At 60.2% G+C, this 17384-nt stretch carries 16 protein-coding genes and 1 riboswitch; of the genes, 5 read left to right on the top strand and 11 right to left on the bottom strand.

The window, feature by feature from the left end:
• Positions 1 to 12: 12 nt before the first annotated feature.
• From U9R61_RS05505 to U9R61_RS05480, 6 genes are all read right to left on the bottom strand, one after another.
• A complete protein-coding gene (locus U9R61_RS05505; RefSeq protein WP_322487817.1) occupies positions 13 to 1872 on the bottom strand; it encodes a methyl-accepting chemotaxis protein in 1860 nt (619 codons plus the stop codon).
• 18 nt (positions 1873 to 1890) lie between these two features.
• Positions 1891 to 2280, bottom strand: coding sequence for a response regulator (locus U9R61_RS05500; RefSeq protein WP_322487816.1), 390 nt, complete (start codon positions 2278 to 2280; stop codon positions 1891 to 1893).
• 34 nt (positions 2281 to 2314) lie between these two features.
• A complete protein-coding gene (locus U9R61_RS05495; protein ID WP_322487815.1) occupies positions 2315 to 2845 on the bottom strand; it encodes a chemotaxis protein CheW in 531 nt (176 codons plus the stop codon).
• A 193-nt stretch (positions 2846 to 3038) separates the two neighbouring features.
• The gene (selD, locus tag U9R61_RS05490) at positions 3039 to 4079 is read right to left on the bottom strand and encodes a selenide, water dikinase SelD (protein ID WP_322487814.1); all 1041 of its coding nucleotides are present in this window, start codon (positions 4077 to 4079) and stop codon (positions 3039 to 3041) included.
• A 111-nt stretch (positions 4080 to 4190) separates the two neighbouring features.
• Complete coding sequence (locus U9R61_RS05485) at positions 4191 to 5810, bottom strand: PAS domain S-box protein (RefSeq protein ID WP_322487813.1); 1620 nt, start codon at positions 5808 to 5810, stop codon at positions 4191 to 4193.
• A 713-nt stretch (positions 5811 to 6523) separates the two neighbouring features.
• On the bottom strand, positions 6524 to 6985 hold the full coding sequence (locus U9R61_RS05480; RefSeq protein ID WP_322487812.1) for a CBS domain-containing protein: 462 nt from the start codon (positions 6983 to 6985) through the stop codon (positions 6524 to 6526).
• Positions 6986 to 7531: 546 nt separating this feature from the next.
• Here U9R61_RS05480 and U9R61_RS05475 point away from each other — a divergent pair.
• Genes U9R61_RS05475 through U9R61_RS05455 form a run of 5 tightly spaced genes read left to right on the top strand, consistent with a single transcriptional unit; the run spans position 7532 to position 11727 of the window.
• Positions 7532 to 8518 (top strand): glutaminyl-peptide cyclotransferase, encoded by a 987-nt coding sequence (locus tag U9R61_RS05475; protein ID WP_322487811.1) that lies wholly within the window; start codon positions 7532 to 7534, stop codon positions 8516 to 8518.
• 46 nt (positions 8519 to 8564) lie between these two features.
• On the top strand, positions 8565 to 9278 hold the full coding sequence (locus U9R61_RS05470) for an FKBP-type peptidyl-prolyl cis-trans isomerase (protein WP_322487810.1): 714 nt from the start codon (positions 8565 to 8567) through the stop codon (positions 9276 to 9278).
• Entirely contained in the window at positions 9278 to 10387 is a 1110-nt protein-coding gene (menC, locus tag U9R61_RS05465) for an o-succinylbenzoate synthase (RefSeq protein WP_322487809.1), read from the top strand. The genes U9R61_RS05470 and menC overlap by 1 nt, the downstream gene beginning before the upstream one ends.
• 14 nt (positions 10388 to 10401) lie before the next feature.
• Positions 10402 to 11061, top strand: a complete 660-nt coding sequence (locus U9R61_RS05460; protein ID WP_322487808.1) for a DUF4230 domain-containing protein — start codon at positions 10402 to 10404, stop codon at positions 11059 to 11061.
• Positions 11062 to 11073: 12 nt separating this feature from the next.
• Positions 11074 to 11727: a DUF4230 domain-containing protein gene (locus U9R61_RS05455; protein WP_322487807.1), complete on the top strand. Its 654-nt coding sequence runs from the start codon at positions 11074 to 11076 to the stop codon at positions 11725 to 11727.
• Positions 11728 to 11745: 18 nt separating this feature from the next.
• On the opposite strand, the gene carA is transcribed toward U9R61_RS05455, so the two are convergent.
• The 5 genes from carA to ribD form a co-directional block, all read right to left on the bottom strand.
• Positions 11746 to 12873, bottom strand: a complete 1128-nt coding sequence (gene carA, locus U9R61_RS05450) for a glutamine-hydrolyzing carbamoyl-phosphate synthase small subunit (protein ID WP_322487806.1) — start codon at positions 12871 to 12873, stop codon at positions 11746 to 11748.
• 305 nt (positions 12874 to 13178) lie between these two features.
• Positions 13179 to 13682 (bottom strand): 6,7-dimethyl-8-ribityllumazine synthase, encoded by a 504-nt coding sequence (gene ribE, locus U9R61_RS05445; protein ID WP_322487805.1) that lies wholly within the window; start codon positions 13680 to 13682, stop codon positions 13179 to 13181.
• Complete coding sequence (locus tag U9R61_RS05440; protein WP_322487804.1) at positions 13666 to 14913, bottom strand: bifunctional 3,4-dihydroxy-2-butanone-4-phosphate synthase/GTP cyclohydrolase II; 1248 nt, start codon at positions 14911 to 14913, stop codon at positions 13666 to 13668. The genes ribE and U9R61_RS05440 overlap by 17 nt, the downstream gene beginning before the upstream one ends.
• Entirely contained in the window at positions 14894 to 15505 is a 612-nt protein-coding gene (locus U9R61_RS05435; RefSeq protein WP_322487803.1) for a riboflavin synthase, read from the bottom strand. The genes U9R61_RS05440 and U9R61_RS05435 overlap by 20 nt, the downstream gene beginning before the upstream one ends.
• Before the next feature lie 2 nt (positions 15506 to 15507).
• Complete coding sequence (ribD, locus tag U9R61_RS05430; RefSeq protein ID WP_322487802.1) at positions 15508 to 16659, bottom strand: bifunctional diaminohydroxyphosphoribosylaminopyrimidine deaminase/5-amino-6-(5-phosphoribosylamino)uracil reductase RibD; 1152 nt, start codon at positions 16657 to 16659, stop codon at positions 15508 to 15510.
• Between the two features lie 181 nt (positions 16660 to 16840).
• A riboswitch (FMN riboswitch) is annotated at positions 16841 to 17003 on the bottom strand.
• Positions 17004 to 17384 lie beyond the last annotated feature (381 nt).

Genomic DNA, 17384 nt, shown 5'->3' with positions numbered 1-17384 from the left:
AGCGACCTCGCGCTACAACCGGTAGACAGCGACCGTCTGCTGCAACTTCTGCGCCAACGTGTGCAGGTCTTGCGCCGCGCGCTCGGCTTGGCGGGTCGAAGCCAGCGCCTGCGCCGTCGCCTGCTGGATGTTGCTCATCGCCTGCCCGATCTGCTCCATCCCCACCATCTGCTGCTGCGCCGCCGCTGCCATCTGGATGTTCGCCTGCGCCCCGGTTTCCACCTCGCTCGCAATCCGGTGGATGAGCTGCCCCGCCTGCGCCGCCAACTTCACCCCTTGCTCCACCCCCTTCGCCCCCTCTTCCGTCACCATCACCGCCGCGTTCGTCGCCTTCTGGATCTCGGCCAAGATGTCGCGCACCTGTTGCGCCGCCGCCTTCGACCGTTCCGCCAATTCCCGCACGTGTTGCGCCACCACCGCAAAGCTCTTCCCTTGCTCGCCCGCCCGCGCCGCCTCGATCGCCGCGTTCAGCGCCAGCAAGTTGCTCTGGTCGGCCAGCTCGCTCACCGTCGTCATGATCACCCCGATGGCCTGTGTCTGCTCGGCCAGCCCCAAAATCGTCTGCGCGATCGTCTCCACCCGGCTGCGGATCTGGTTCATCCCGTTGATCGTCTCTTCCACCGCCTGCGCCCCTTGGCGCGCGATCTCCAGCGCATTCTGGCTGTCGCTTGCCACTTGCGACGCCTGCTTGGCCGTCTGCACCGAAATCGCCTTCACCTCATCGATGGTCGTCGCGGTCTGGGTCAGCGCAGCCGACTGCTCGGCAGCCGACGACGCCTGCTGGGTGGTGGCGGCCAAAATCTCGGCGGCGGCAGTGGCAATATCGGCGTTGGCGTGCTGCACTTGGCCGGCAATCGCCCGCAAGCCCTCAACCATCGCATTGAGCTGCTGGCCGAGGATGGTCAAATCGTCGTTGGCGCCGTTGACCGGCAAGCGCACCGCCAGATTGCCGCGGGCGACTTCAGTGGCAAAGACGCCATACTCGCGCACCACCTGTTCGAGGTACTCTTTCGCCACCTTGGTGGTGCTGGCCGCGCGCAGCTCTTCGTTCGCCCGGCGCTGCTCTTCCAGTTGCTGGCGGATAGTATTGGACATCTGGCTAAAGGCCGTGGCGAGTCGGCCCACCTCGTCTTGGCCGTCGGGCAAGGCATAGTGCTCATGGAGCTTGCCGCCGGCCATCTGGGTCGCCGCCCGCGTCACCATCCCCAGCCGCCGATCAATCCCGCCGGCGATAAAGAACGTCAGGAGGGTGCCAAGCACAATCGCTGCAAACGTGCCGCCAATCAACACCGTTTGCAGATTATTCAGCGCTTCTTCCGAAGCAGCCACAACTTGGTTAAGCGATTGATACTCTTGATCAGCCAATTGATTCAAGAGATCGCTAATGCGCAAGAAACGATTGCGCCCAATTCGGCTCGCTACGCCCTGTACCACTTGATCGAGCGACGCTTCGCCGCGTACCACCGCATACCGCAGATCGATCAAGGGTTGGGCCGCTTCACTCTTCCACAATCCCAATTCCTGATCAATTTCCTCAATCAAAGCGTATTCGGCGGTTTGTCGCGGAACCAGTTGTTTGAGTTCGCTCAAGAGGGTTGCGTAGCGTTTTTGACCATTTTCATACTTTTCGAGAAAGGTCGGATCACCGGTAATCAAAAACCCGCGCTCGCCCGACTCCGTCATAAAGAGGCTAGCTTCCATCTGACGGGTATGTTCAATGATGGTATACGCCTCCCGCAATCCGTCTTCGCGTTGCGCTGCGGTCAGCATTGCCTGATAAGAAACGATAGCCACAGCTACCATGCCAATCAAAATAAGGCCAACGATCATAAAGATTTTATTGCGCAAACTGATCGAATTGAGGAATGCCATAACCGGCTCCTTCTAGCATTACGAATGAGAATGCTGCGCCAATGCCATGGCTTGCGCGACAACCGGCAACAACTCGCTAGCTGCATCGTCTTTGTATAGATAATCGTCAGCGCCGAGATCAATGGCGCGCTGCACACTATGAATCTGATCGCGGTGGGTCAGCATCACCACCGGGATCCCTTTGGTAGTGCGATCGCGCTTGAGCCGGCTCAGTACCTGAAAGCCGTCCAACCCCGGCAGATCGATATCGAGCAAAATCATGCGCGGCTTCAGCACACTCGCCGCCCGCCAGCCTTCCATCCCGGTACCAGCGACTTGCACCCGATAGCCGGCCTGTTCCAGCATCAGCCGGAACTGCAAGGCTTGGCTAGGGCTGTCTTCAATGAGGAGGATATCGAACGTGGTCATAGGATGCTCCTCAATCAGATGGGTAATAGATGCGTTAATCAGTCGAGGTTGCCAGCCTCGGATCGCCAAGCAGGCCATCAGGATCGAGATGGAGGGCTAATTGATCGTCAACGCCGCGCACCCAGCCGGCGCTGCGACCGGCAATCGCCGTCGGCGTGGGATGGAGCGTGATATGCTCCGGCTGGATCGACACCACCTGATCAACCAGCAACGCTACTTCCATCCCATCAGCGCTGACGATCAGCAGATGCATCGTGGATTGCGGCGGCGTTGTGGGCAAACCAAGCAAGGGGCGTAAGTCGAGACAGACCAGCAGCCGCCCATGCACGTTGACCAAGCCAAGGACGGCTGGATGGACGGCAGGCAGTGGCGCGACGGTCGCACAGCGGATCACTTCGCGGGTCGCGGTGGCCGGTAGTGCGTACTGTTCGTTGCCAAGCGTAAACCGGAGCACCAATTCGCGGGTGGCCGCTTCGGCAACTTGATCAGAGCGGGCCAAGCTACGGGCGCGTTCGTGGAGGATCGCACGGGCAGCGGGGTCGGAGAGTAAGACTGCGAGATCCATAGACGGCCTCATTGCCGGCTACAAGACTGACAGTGCCGGTAAAAAATAACAAACCTGTTATCTAGAGTTTTACAACGTATTCATCTTAGCACCGTTATGATCCGGCAACGCAAGATGTTATTTATGAAAGCAATTATACTGCTGTGCTATTACGGCAACATTACGAAGCTTTCACATTTGAACGATCACATGATCATTCAATCACAATCCCTGCACCAGCGACCACCTCACCGATCTCCCAGAGCGGTTGGCCGGCGGCGGTACACAGGGCTTGCAGGGTAGCGGCAGCGGTAGGGGGAGCGGCGATCAGCAGACCGCCAGAGGTTTGCGGGTCGGCGAGCAGGAGTTGTTGAGCGGGGGAAACAGTGGGAGCAAAAGCGGTAAAAGCAGCGGCAAAATCGAGGTTGCGGCGCAGACCACCGGGAACCATGCCGGCCTCAGCGTAGCCCAAGGCACCGGGTAACGCTGGCACAGCGGCAGCGTTGATGCGGAGACCAACCTTGCTCTGGCGGGCAATCTCGGCAGCATGGCCGAGCAGGCCGTAGCCGGTGACATCGGTGGCGGCATGCACCTCAACCTGAGCCATCAACTCGGCAATGTGGCGATTGAGGGTCAGCATCGAAGCCGTGGCTGCCGCAAGGTCTTCCGCCGCGACCGCATTGCGCTTCACGGCAGTCGTGATCAGGCCGGTGCCGAGCGGTTTGCTCAACAACAGCCGGTCACCCGGCTGCGCGCCGGCTTTGGCGATGATCCGGCGCGGATCGACCAGGCCGGTGACGCACAAGCCATACTTCGGCTCGCGGTCGGTGACGGTATGGCCGCCGACAACCACAGCGCCGGCTTCCGCGGCTTTGTCGATGCCACCCTGCAAGATCGCTGCCGTCACCGTTTGATCAAGGTCATCGGGGAAGGCAGCGATAGCGAGGGCAATAACTGGCCGTCCGCCCATCGCGTAGACATCGCTGAGGGCGTTAGCGGCAGCAATAGCGCCGTAGGTGTAGGGATCATCGACGATCGGCGGGAAGAAATCGACCGTCTGCACCAGCGCCAGCTCGCTATTCAACTGGTAGACTGCCGCGTCATCGCTTTCGGCCAAGCCAACCAGCACCTGCGGGTTGGCCGGCACGTGGAGCGCAGCCAGCACCGAAGCAAGGGCTCCCGGCCCTAGCTTCGCCGCTCAGCCGGCGCAGGCAGCCAAGTTGGTGAGGCGGATGCGTTCGCGTTCGTCAGTCATACGTCGGATACCTCGTGCGTGAGCCGCTAGTTTCATGGTAAACGCAAAGGCGCAAAGATGCAAAATCAGATGCGGTAGTTGGACTGCCGCACTCCATATATCCATCACGAATCAACGCTTCACCAATACCTTCCGGCCATTCATGTGCTGCGGCACTTGCCGGCGGCTAAGCGCGAAAGCTATTCCCTCTTGCAAGGTAGTTTTGGTCACGAGATCGTAAAACTCCACCCCGATATGAACGAGGGTCTGGGCAATTTCGGGGCTTATGCCGGTCAGCACCACCTGCGCGCCGAGCAAACTGGCGGCCTGCGCCGCGCGGATCAGCGCACCGGCGACTTGGGTATCCACTACTTTGACGCCGGTAATATCGATAATCGCCACCGTTGCCCGATAATGATTAATCCCCTCCAGTAACGTCTCCATAACCTGCTGGGCCCGGGTCGAGTCGATTGTCCCGATCAAGGGCATCGCCACCACACCGGCGGCAATCGGCAACAACGGCGTGCTCAACTCGCGCAAAATCGCTTGCTGGGCTTGGATCACCTGCTCTTGCAGCACCAGCCGCTGCCGCTCCGCTTCAGTGCGCAGTTGTTCGGTTATATCTTGATTAATCGACGCATAGCCAACAATGTGGCCATTACGGTTGCGCAACGCCGGTGCCGAGCACTGTGCCGTGATGATCGTCCCATCGCGGTGGAGATAGCGTACGGTGGTGCGGGCAATGCCGGCCCGCTGCGGCTGGCGCATCGCCGCTTCGAGACGGGGACGATCATCGGGATGGATAAGATCGAGCCAAGCCCTGCCGGTCAAGGTTCCGTAACCGAGCATCGCGGCAAAGGCCGGATTAGCGTAGGTAATGGTGAGATCGGTATCGGTGATGCCAATCCCATCAAGCGCATTTTCAACTAACAAACGGAAGGTACGCAGGCCCTCTTCCTGATGGTGTAATTCGGTAATATCTTCATAAAACCCCAGCACGCCAATGGTTTCACCACCGCGCCGCAGCGGCAACTTCGCCGTGCGCAGCCAGATCACCGAACCATCACCGCGGGTCAAGGTCTCTTCGATGTTCAACTTGGGGCCGGTATTCATAATTGCGCGGTCGCTATGCTGGTAGATCGGCGCCTTCTTATGCCACGGCAGATCGAAATCGGTCTTGCCGATAATCTGCTTGAAACTGGTGAGACCGGCATCGTTCAACACCCGCCGGTTGCAGCCGAGAAACCGCGATTCCTTATCCTTCCAAAACACTCCAATCGGCAGACTGTCAATCACGGTATAGAGCATCTCACGCTTTTCGTGCAATTCTTGGCGCAACCGCTCTTGCTGGGAGATGTCATGGCCGATGGAGGTAAAGTGGATCGGATGGCCCTGCTCATCGTAGTGGATCGTCACCGACCACAGAAACGTGAAGATAACGCCGTTACGATGCACAATCCGATTCTCAAGCTCAGCCGTGCGCAGCCCCTGCTGCACCCACTTACGCACCTGCTGCTGCAAGCGTTCGCGGTCAGCGGGACAGGTCAGTTCCAGCACGGTCTTGCCAACACATTCCGCGGGTGAATAGCCGAGGTAGCGCTGAGCTGCCGCGTTCGCATACGTGATCATACCGTGCGCATCGGTTTCGGTGACGAGCAGCGCTGCCCCATCCAGCGCAGTTTGGAGACGTTGCAGACGGGCGATATCCGGGTAGCTTCCCTCGGCGGCGGCAACTGAAGGATCGGCGGGCATGGGCGACCTCCGGCGAGTGTCAGGCGTCGGAAACACACGGACTGCATAGTGGCAGACCGGTTGCGATATACAAACATTATGACTGAGAAGTCAGGGATCGTCAATCGGATGAATTAACGATTTCTTAACGGAAGGAATGAGATATCTACCCCCGCCGCACCACCGTAAACGCTGCCCACAGCGCCGGGTGCGCGTAGACTAGATCGGACCGTAGCAACTGTTGGCAAGAGCACAACGCTTCCGGCGGGGGTTAGCCGGCATTGAGGGCCTGATAGAAATGATGCATAAAAACGGCGGTCGCCTCATCGTTAATCTGCCGGTGTCGTCATCAAAAGGGAAAGACTGCATAGAGCGATTCCGGTTAGTGGGATAAGGTAACAGCCAATGTTTGCTGTGACAGTTGGTGAAGTTATCTGGGCGATGGTATCTTACTCGAAAGTATTAAGATTTGGTCAATTCCAGTTTAAGCTAATCTCAAAAATGAGAGTTATTTTGTTGCGCGTAGCGCGGTGAAGCAATCCCCTACGAGCACGAACTGAACCCACTCAGGCATTGCTTGCGCTCCAGCGGGAGATTGCTTCGGGCGCTCCGCGCCCTCGCAATGACAAAAGGGCGTAGCCCTTCGCAATGACAAAAGGGCCAAGCGAACGCGAGGTATCAACAAGGGGTAGGGCTATGCCCCACCCCTGCCGGGTGCTTCATGGACATTCACCTTAAAACCGGGGGTGCGTTTCGAGTTGTTGCACCAGCGCCTCGAATAGATCGCTCTCGGTGATGATGCCGATCACCCGATGTTGATCGTCAACCACCGGCAAGCCACCGATCTTGTTCTCGATCATGAGCAAGGCTGACTCGCGGAGACCAGTCTCTGGCGTGACCGCGATCGGGTTCTCGGTCATGACTTCGTAGACCTTCACATTCCGCAACGCCTGCGCAATATCGACCGGATCAAGCCCGGCGACTCGCATGACATCGGCGCCGCGAATGTCGCCTTGCGTGATGATACCGCGTAGTTCTCCGGTATCAACCACGACCGGCAAGCGCCGGATATCATGCTCGCGCATCAATGCCAACGCCTCGCTCAGCGGCGCGGCGAGATTGATGGTGATGGCCGGGGTGCGCATCCAATAGCGGATCTCTTGCTCGGCTGGAACAGCCTTTGGTTTGTTCGTCATGGTGCGCCTCCTTGCGCTGATGAGTAAGGTGAATCCTGTTTTCATTGTAGCAGCGATTGCGCGCGCGCATAATGAAAAGTTGCCGTCATTGCGGTAATCATGCGACAACCGGATCGTGTGATACTGATGCAGAGGGAACGTTTCCCCATCCCCAATTACCCATCGGCCCGCCGTTCGTGCCGCCGTAGTACGGCGACAGTGATGCAGAGAATATCGCTATTGAGACTTACTATTGACACTTATGTGGAATGCAGAACCGAGCTGAAGCAATGCTCTGCTATGGAGTGCGGCAGTGATACTGCCGCACTCCATCATGGCTGGCCCGCTATTTTCGCCGCTGTAGCACAGCGGAACCTGTGGAACTAATCCTCTGCTATGGAGTACGGCAGTATCACTGCCACATTCCATCATGGCTGGCCCGCCGTTCGCTTCACCGTAGCATAGCAGCAATGTACTTCCGCGCGCCAGCGCAAGAGCGATTCGCCGTTCGGCGTATCCGGTTAATGGTGGTACAATACCTCTGCCAGTTCAATGTGAGGTGTGAGTATGCGGTTCCGCTGGGTATTCTGGTTGGCAGAATTGTGGTTGTTGGCGGCTTGCGTTAACTCACCCGTTAACACGCCTTCGCCAACGCCAACCAGTGCGGTGGTGTCGATCCCGCTGGCGGTGGCGCCAGCCCAAGCGGCTACATCAACCCCAACCCCGGCTACGGTATCCATTCCGCTCGTCGACTCATCGGACGCCGCTCCGGCGCAGTCACCACCGTTGTTGCCGTACCGCGTGGTCGCTGAGTATCCGCACGATTCCCGCACATGGACGCAAGGCTTGATCGTGGCCGGGCCGGGCCGGCTGTACGAGGGCACCGGCGATTACGCCAATTCGTCGCTGCGCGAGGTCGATCTGGCGACCGGCCAAGTGCTGCGCAGCGTTAATCTTGGGGATCCAACGTTATATGGCGAGGGGATTGCCCAGATTGGTGACCGGATTTTTCAGATCACGTGGCAGAATGGCCTTGGTCTCATCTACGACGCCGCCACTTTTGAGCGGATTAGCACCTTTACCTACCCCACACCGCCGGCGATAATGCCGCGTGAGGGGTGGGGCTTGACCTACGACGGTACCAATCTGATCATGAGTGACGGCACTGCCACGCTGTATTTCATCGATCCGGAGGCAACCGTCGCCGGTGGCCAACTAGCCGTTGTGCGCACGGTCACAGTCACGATTGATGGCCAGCCGCGCGACCGGCTGAATGAGCTGGAGTATATCAACGGCGTGATCTTTGCCAATGTCTGGTATAGCGATCAGATTGTGCTGATCGATCCAGCCAACGGCTACGTGATCGGTGCGCTCGATATGAGCGGATTGCTCTCGCCTGCCGAACGCGCAACGGCTGATGTCTTGAACGGCATCGCCTACGATCCGGCCAGCGGCCAGATCTTCGTCACCGGCAAGTATTGGCCGCGCTTGTTTGCCATTACGCTTGATCGGAACATCTACCTGCCGCTGATCTCCGTCCCAGATGGTCAGTAGCGCTTTATTTTTGGCCCGCATGGGCCTCAACAGACAGGAGTAGACGATGACCACCCCTAGCGGCTTACAGTATGTCGAAGTGCAGGCCGGTCACGGCGAGCAGCCGCAACCCGGTTCAGTCGTGGCGGTGCATTACCGCGGGATGCTCGCCGATGGTTCGGTGTTCGATAGTTCTTACGAGCGGGGGGAGCCGATCCGCTTTCCGCTTGGCGTCGGGATGGTCATTCCCGGTTGGGATGAGGGGATCGGGCTGATGCGGGTGGGTGGCAAGGCGCGGCTGATCATTCCGCCCCATCTCGGCTATGGCGCGATGGGGTACCCGCCGGTCATCTCGCCGAACGCGACCCTCACCTTTGATGTCGAGCTGGTCGAAATCATGCCCGGCCCGCCGGATGCGCCGCAGGATTTGCCTGCCGATCGCTATACCACCAGCCCCAGCGGCCTAAAGTATGCCGATCTGGCGGTCGGCGACGGCGCGACAGCGACCGCTGGCCACACGGTGACGGTGCATTATACCGGTTGGCTGACCGACGGCAGTATGTTCGATAGTTCGCTCAACCGCGGCGAGCCGTTTGAGTTTCCGCTCGGCGCGGGACGGGTGATTCGCGGTTGGGATGAAGGCGTGGCCGGGATGCGCGAGGGCGGGAAGCGGCAGTTGGTGATTCCGGCAGCCTTGGCCTACGGCAGCCGCGGCGCGGGTGGCGTGATCCCGCCGGGGGCAACCCTGATTTTTGAAGTGGAGTTGTTGGAGGTGCATTGATGCGGATCGAAGCCATCGAGTTGCGGCGCATCAAGCTGCCGTACCGGTCGCCGTTTGAGACGAGCGGCTGGCGCGAAGAGGCCAATCATTCGGTGATCGTGACTTTGCACAGCGAGGGTGCGATCGGCTGGGGTGAAGCGCCGGTCGGCGCCGGGCCATGGTACAACGAAGAGACGCAAGCAACGGCGTGGGTGATGATGCGCGAGATTCTGGCCCCGATGCTGTTGGGGCGCGATCTCAGCCGGCCCGAAGAAGTGGACGCGATCTTTGCCCGTGTGCGCGGCAACCGCATGGCGCGGGCCGGTCTCGAATTCGCAGCGTGGGATCTGTTTGGCCGCGCGCGCGGCGCGAGCCTAAGCGCAATGCTCGGCGGCACCCGGCAACGGGTTGAAGTCGGCGTTAGCGTTGGCGTTCAACCCTCGATCGAAGCTCTGCTTGAGGTGGTCGAAGGCTATGTCAGCGCCGGCTATCAGCGGGTGAAGCTCAAGATCAAGCCGGGTTGGGATGTGGAGCCAACGCGGACAGTGCGCGAACGCTGGCCCGATCTGCGCTTGCAGGTTGACGCCAACAGCATCTATACCCTTGACCAAGCGCCGCAATTGGCTAAACTCGATGAGTTTGAGCTATTGTTGATTGAACAGCCATTAGCTCACGACGACATCATCGATCACGCCAAATTGCAGCGCCAACTGCGCACGCCGATTTGCTTAGACGAGAGCATCGTCTCGCCCGATCATGCTCGCTGGGCAATAGAGCTGCGCGCTTGCGGCGTGATCAATATCAAGCCGTCGCGGGTTGGCGGCTTCACCCCTGCTCGCCAGATTCACGACATGGCCCAAGCCGCTGGCATTCCGGTCTGGTGCGGCGGCATGCTCGAAACCGGCATTGGTCGCGCCGCCAACGTCGGGTTGGCCAGCCTGCCCAACTTTAGCCTGCCTGGCGACATCAGCGCCAACGACCGCTACTTCCATCAAGATATCGTCACCAACCCGTTTACGCTCAACCCCGACAGCACGCTGACAGTGCCGAGCGGGCCGGGCAGCGGGGCCGAAGTCGATCTGGAACGGTTGCAGGCAGTGACAACGGATTATGTAATGTTGAAAGCCTAGCGTTCGAGCCGGCAATGGAGCAACGAACGGTTAATTGGATCATCAGCGGCGTGATTGCCGTCACGCTGGCTGGCTTGCTGCTGTTCATCAACCGCGGATGGATCCAGCCAACGCCGGCGGTCACGCCGCTCACGCCTGAGCCGTGGCCGTCCGCGCCGCCGACCTTCACACCCTTACCTCCCACCGCACCGCCGGCAGCGCCAACCCTCATTCCCCTGCCTGATCTGCGCCGGATCGATCCGGCCATTGGCTTATCGATCAAGTTTCCGGTCACGACCGTCACCACAGTGAGCGGCGCGCAGAGCTTCTTTGGCCGCGATGTGATTACGCTGAAGGTGACGGCTGAGGTACGCTTGACGGTTGACCTAAGCCGGGCGCAGATCCAGCGCGAGGGAAATACCCTGACGATCCGTTTGCCGCGCGCGGCCATCGACGGCGAACCCAACCCGATCGAGATTGAGGTGATCGGTGAATCGCGGCGCTGGATCGGATCGCAGATCACGGCGGCCCAGAATCAAGCCCTTGCGCAGGCGCGGGCCGAGATTCGCCAGCGCGTGGCGAACGATCCTGAGTTGATCAGCATCGCGAGCGAAGTCAGCTATCGTCGCCTCGAACGGTGGCTGATCGACGAGCTGGGGTTTAGCCGGGTCGTGATCGAACCGCTGTCGTCGTAACCGGAGGCAAGTGTGCGTACGCTGAAGTTGGTCTGGAATGGGTTAGCGATTGCAGCGGTGCTGTTTTTGGTCTGGAGCGTCGTGCAAGCGTTCCAGCAAGCCTCGGCATCTCCCACATCAGTCACAACTACTGTTGGCCCGCAGCTTATCGAGGCGGTGCGACGGGTCAACAAGCAAATTTTCATTGAGCATTACGCTGGGGTGGAAGTGCGCCATCTCGATGCGCCGGCAGGGTGGGCGTCGTTCTTGCGCAATCTAGGGGTGCGACAAGAGTTTCTGGTGTTAATCCGCGGGCGAGTGCCGGCGGGGATCGACCTCAGCCAACTGCGGCCCGAAGACATCTGGGTGAGCAGCGATGGCCGGCGGGCGCAGATAACACTCCCGCCGCCGCAAGTCTTTGCCGATCAGGTATCGCTCGATCTCGCCAACAGCCGGATCATCGAGAACACCGACTTCTGCCCCGGCTTTATCTGCCCGCAAACCAGCCTCGAAAGCTTCTTCCAATCGGTCGATGCCGAAGCCAAAGCGGCGCTGGTCGAAGCCGCGATCGAAACCGGCATTCTCTCACAAGCCGCTCGCGACGCCGAAGCCTACTACACCCAGTTGCTCAACAGCCTCGGCATCGCTGAGGTGCGCGTAATCGTGCGCGGGTACAGTGCGCCCTAAGCGGCAAGCATAGTGTGGCTACGCCCGCCGCCACGCCGCCATCATCGCCGTAAACTGGCCGAACAGATAGGTCGCGTCGTGCGGCCCCGGCCCGGCTTCGGGGTGATACTGCACGCTAAAGCAGTGCAGTTCGGGATAGCTAAACCCCTCCAGTGTCTGATCATTCAGATTGATATGGGTCAGCTCCACCCCTGCCGGCAACGAGTCAGGATCGACGGCAAAGCCGTGGTTCTGCGAGGTAATCTCGACCCGTCCGGTCGGCAAATAGCGCACCGGATGGTTCGCGCCGTGATGGCCGAACGGCAGCTTGTAGGTGCGCCCTCCCAAAGCCAGCCCCATCAGTTGGTGGCCGAGGCAGATACCAAAGATGGGCCGCTTGCCCAACAGGGCGCGCAAATTGGTCACCGCGTAGGTCGCCGCCGCCGGATCACCCGGCCCATTCGAGAAGAAGATACCGTCGGGCTGCAACGCCAGCACATCATCGGGTGAAGTCGTTGCTGGCACCACCGTCACCCGGCAGCCGTGATCGACCAGCCGGCGCAAGATAGTGCGCTTGAGGCCAAAATCATACGCTACCACGTGATAGGTCAGCTCTTGGGCCGGGCCATTCGGGTAGGGCGGCGTAAACGGCACGCTATTCGTCACCCAATGGTACGGTTCGGGGCAGGTCACCACCTGCGTCAGGTCTTGCCCCTCCATCGGCGGCGCGGCGCGGCACTTCGCCAGCAGCGACTCAATCGACTCGCCGGTAGTCGAAATAATCCCGCGCATCGCGCCGGCAGTGCGGATATGGCGAGTGAGCGCGCGCGTATCCACATCGCTAATCGCGACAATGCCGTAGTCGCGCAGCAACTGGGCCAGACTACCTCGCGCGCGCCACGAGCTGTAGTGCTCGCTGTAACTACGGACGATAAAGCCAGCCACTTGGGGCTGGATCGATTCGGGGTCAAAGTCGTTAACGCCGGTATTGCCGATATGCGGCGCAGTCATCGTCACCAACTGGCCGCAGTAGGAAGGATCGGTCAAAATCTCTTGATACCCGGTCATACCGGTGTGAAACACCACCTCGCCGATGCGTTCGCCGGGAGCGCCAAACGAGCGACCGGGGAAGACGCGGCCATCTTCGAGGACAAGCACTGCATCCATTGTCGTGTTCTCGTGGTGGGGCACGGGCCGTTGGCCGTTGCCTGCCGGATCATCGGCGGTATTGTAACATAAGCGGAAGGGTTCGCCACAGCGGCTGGCGGGATGTTGCTGCCCGCAGAGGAACGCTGAGGAATGGGCGCGAGTGCGCGTCTTCCGGCGGGAAGAGTGCGACTCCCGCCCCCAGCGGGGGAGGGCTGGGGTGGGGGATCCCCCAAACCCCCTGCGCCTTTGTCCCATTTGCGCTTTTGCGTTTTACCCCTCTGCGCCTTTGCGGAGCCGGACAGCCGTCCGGCTCTACAGCGCCTTTATGGTGCCAGACAACCGTCAAGCTCCCGCAGCAGATTAGCCATCTCGATAGCAGCCAACGCCGCCTCGGCGCCGCGATTCCCAGCCTTGGTACCGGCCCGTTCAATCGCCTGCTCAATAGTCTCGGTGGTCAGCACGCCAAACACGATCGGCACCTCAGTCGCCAACGCCGCGGCAGCAATCCCGCCGGCAGCTTGCCCCGCCACATACTCGAAATGGCTCGTCGCGCCGCGAATGACCACGCCAAGACAGATCACCGCATCATAATCCGGGCGATCGCCGGTGGCACGCTTGCGTTGCGCCATCCGCTTCGCCACGAGCGGCAGTTCAAACGCCCCCGGCACCCAAGCCAGATCGATGTCATCGTGGGAGACGCCATGCCGGGTGAGCGTATCCATCGCGCCTCGCAGTAACTCGCGCCCAATCGTGTCGTTGAAACGCGAGATCACGATCCCGAATCGCAAACCGGTACCGACCAGACGGCCTTCAAACGTGACACCCATTGTTGCCTCCAAACACATTCTCCGTATCATAATCAGGGAGCAGATGCCCCAATTTCGCCCGCTTCGCCGCCAAATAACGCCGGTTTGCGCCGGTTGGCGGAATGTGCAGCGGAATCCGCTCGCGCATCACCACTCCATACCGTTCCAGACCGGCGATCTTGGCCGGATTATTCGTCAGTAAGCGCACCTCTTCCATGCCGAGACACCGTAGCATTTGGGCCGCAACGCCATAATCGCGCGCATCAACCGGCAAACCCAAGTGGCGATTGGCTTCGACCGTATCGAACCCGTGATCTTGCAGGGCATAGGCGCGCAACTTGTTGAGCAAGCCAATGCCGCGCCCTTCTTGGCGCAGATAGAGAATGGCCCCGTAACCTGCCTTGGCAATCTGCCGTTGCGCCGCGGCCAACTGCGCGCCGCAATCGCACCGCTGCGAGCCGAGCGCATCGCCAGTCAGGCATTCGGAATGCAACCGCACGAGCGGCGGACGTCCGTTAGCCGCACCGTAGATCAAGGCGAGATGGGTTTCAGCCGTGAAAATGTGCTCAAACGCGATCAAACGAAACGTGCCATACGCCGTCGGCAAGCTCGTTTCGGCTACTTGGCGTACAACCGTTTCAGTGCGGTAACGATAAGCGATGAGGCTGGCGATCGACAAGATTGAGAGACCGTGATGAGCAGCAAACACTTCAAGGTCGGGCAGGCGCGCCATCGTGCCGTCAGGGTTCATGATTTCGCAAATCACCGCTGCCGGGTACAACCCAGCCAGTCGCGCCAGATCAAGGGAAGCCTCGGTCTGGCCGGGCCGTACCAACACCCCGCCGGCAGCGGCGCGAAGGGGAAAGACGTGGCCGGGCCGGGCGAGGTCTTCGGGCCGGGTAGCCGGATCAATCAGGGTACGGATGGTGGTGGCGCGATCAAACGCCGAGATGCCGGTTGTCACCCCACGCCGCGCTTCGACTGAAACGGTGAAGGCGGTACCGAAACGAGTGGTATTCTCGGTGGGAGGAACCATCAGCGGAATCCGCAGTTCGTCGAGCCGCTCGCCGGTCATCGCGACGCAGATCAGGCCGCGCCCTTCCCGCGCCATAAAGTTAATCGCCTGTGGCATGGCGTATTCAGCGGCAATCGCCAGATCACCCTCGTTCTCACGGTCTTCATCATCAACGATAATCACAAACTTACCGGCCCGAACATCGGCAATAGCGGTTTCAACGCTCGCGAATGGCATACGGCGCCTCCCCAAGGAACTTCTCCACATACTTGGCTAACACATCCACTTCGAGATTGACCCGACTGCCCACCGGCTTGCGCGGCAAGGTAATGTGCTGTTGGGTGTAAGCAACCAACATACATGTGAACGCATCGGGCAGCCCATCCACCACCGTGAGACTCGTGCCGTCAACCGCGATGTAGCCTTTCGGCACGATATAGCGCAGCAAGGCCGGCTCAGCCTCAACCGTCACCCAGAGCGAATCGCCTTCTGGGTGGAACGACCGGATCACACCGGTGCCATCAACATGGCCCTGCACAAAATGGCCGCCAATCCGACCATTGGCCGCCAGCGAGCGTTCCAGATTGACCCCATCACCGGGGTGCACCTCGCCAAGGTTCGTCCGGCGCAGCGTCTCTGGCGAGAGCCCAACCGTAAAGCTGCGGTCGGTCAGGGCCGTAACCGTAAGACACGCGCCATTCACGGCAATGCTGTGACCCAAAGCAGTTCCTTCCAGCACCGTCGCGGCTTGCACCGTCAACGACCAACCGCCTTCAACTTGGCTTAACTGTTCGACGATCCCGATCTCTTCGATAATGCCGGTAAACATCGTTACACCTCTGGATAGATCACATCGGCCTGAATCCACACATCAGGCGCTGACGAGGCATCGGTTACGATCCGCTCAAGCCGGAGCAGCTCTATACGCACTGCCTGCGCCAGCGTCGTACAACCCAACCCTCCCACCGGCCCCGGCGCGTCGCGGCCACCGATGATCACGGGTGCGATAAAGGCCCACACCCGATCCACCAAGCGAGCCGCAAAGAGTGCGCCAAGCAGTTCGCTTCCCCCCTCGACCAAGAGGCTGGTAAAGCCGCGGCGACCTATTTCCGCCAGCAACGCCGGCAAGCTTACCTGGCCCTGTTCATCGGCGGGCAACACCCATACCTCAATCCCACGCGCCGCCAAGGCGCAACGATGATCGGCAGGCGCTTGCTCTGTTGTCGCCAACACCGTCTGGCCGGGCAACGCCGGATCGAACACCTTGGCGGAAAGCGGCGCCCGCCCGCGACTGTCGGCAATGATGCGTACTGGATGGCGAATATCGCGCGACGCACCCGGCTGATCGCCGGCCAAGCGCGTGGTCAGCGAGGGGTTATCGGCCATCACCGTTCCCGCCCCCACGAGCACGGCATCAGTGACGTTCCGCAGCGCATGCACCCGCTGGCGCGATGCAAGATTGCTGATCCAGCGCGACTGGCCGGTGACGGTGGCGATCTTGCCATCGAGGCTCATCGCGAACTTGGCGGTCACGAACGGCTGGCCAGTGGTAATATGCTTGAAATAAGCGCGATTGAGTTGGCAGGCATCGTCAGCGCAAAGACCGTGATGCACCCGAATGCCGGCGGCGGCGAGTTGGGCATGGCCTTTGCCATTCACCCGCGGGTTTGGGTCGCCGATAGCGTAATACACCTCAGCAATACCGGCGGTAATCAGCGCATCAGTGCAAGGTGGGGTCCGGCCATAGTGCGCGCACGGTTCCAGCGAGACATACATCGTCGCTCCGCGCGCGGCTTCACCAGCAGCGCGCAAAGCCTCAATCTCGGCATGGGGTGCGCCAGCCCGATGGTGATAGCCTTCACCGACGATGCGCCCATTGTTCACAATGACGGCCCCGACCATGGGGTTTGGACTAGTGCGGCCTTCCGCCTGCCGCGCAAGTTCGAGCGCGCGGCGCATGTAGTTTAGGTGTTGCGCAGACATAACGAAGCCCCCAAGGAACGTTCTGGCGAACCTTGTTCCTTCGGGGCAGCGTGAATCAGAACGTCCGGCAGACGAGTAACTGCCGCGTTCAATCAAAAACCCCGAACAAACGATATGTTCGGGGCATGCCAATCATGCGCAACATAGCCCTACGAAAAGCGCGTAGAACAGTACGTTGCAGCGAACCCTTCTTTCATCCCGACTATACGGTCGGCCCCGGAATTTCACCGGATCGTGCAGATTGCCGATCAAGACAACCCGCTCGTGGGCTATACCACCGATCAGGAATTGCCTGCTGTTCACGCACTGGCGAACCTCAGACTCACCCTGCCCCGAAGGTTGCGTATTGAGTTGTTCCTCTATTGTACACCAACTAGCGAGCATGCGCAGCAAGCGTGCCAGCAACAAAGCGATACAGCCGTTGGGATAGAAACGTCCCCAGACCCTATATGCACTTTGCGTCTTTTTTTACCGCAGAGGGCGCTGAGGACACATAGGGATCGGGGCGCTTGTCCGTCTTCATAGCTCCGACAGCGCTCTCTAGCGGGAATCGTGAGCCTCCCTCACTCTAGCGGGGGGAGGGGAGGCTGGGAGGCTTGCGAGGGTTGGTATTTCATCGGATCGCCTCCTGCTGCGAGAACCGGTGCTCGGTGGTCATCGGTGCGGACGGGTGATCCCGCGCGCGAGGGCGGGGTACGAGTGGAAGGTGAGTTTAAACGCAGAAT

This window comes from Chloroflexus sp., from assembly GCF_034431535.1.
Lineage (GTDB): Bacteria > Chloroflexota > Chloroflexia > Chloroflexales > Chloroflexaceae > Chloroflexus.
Note: the sequence above shows the minus strand (reverse complement) of the source record. Positions and strands in the feature narration are given on the sequence as shown.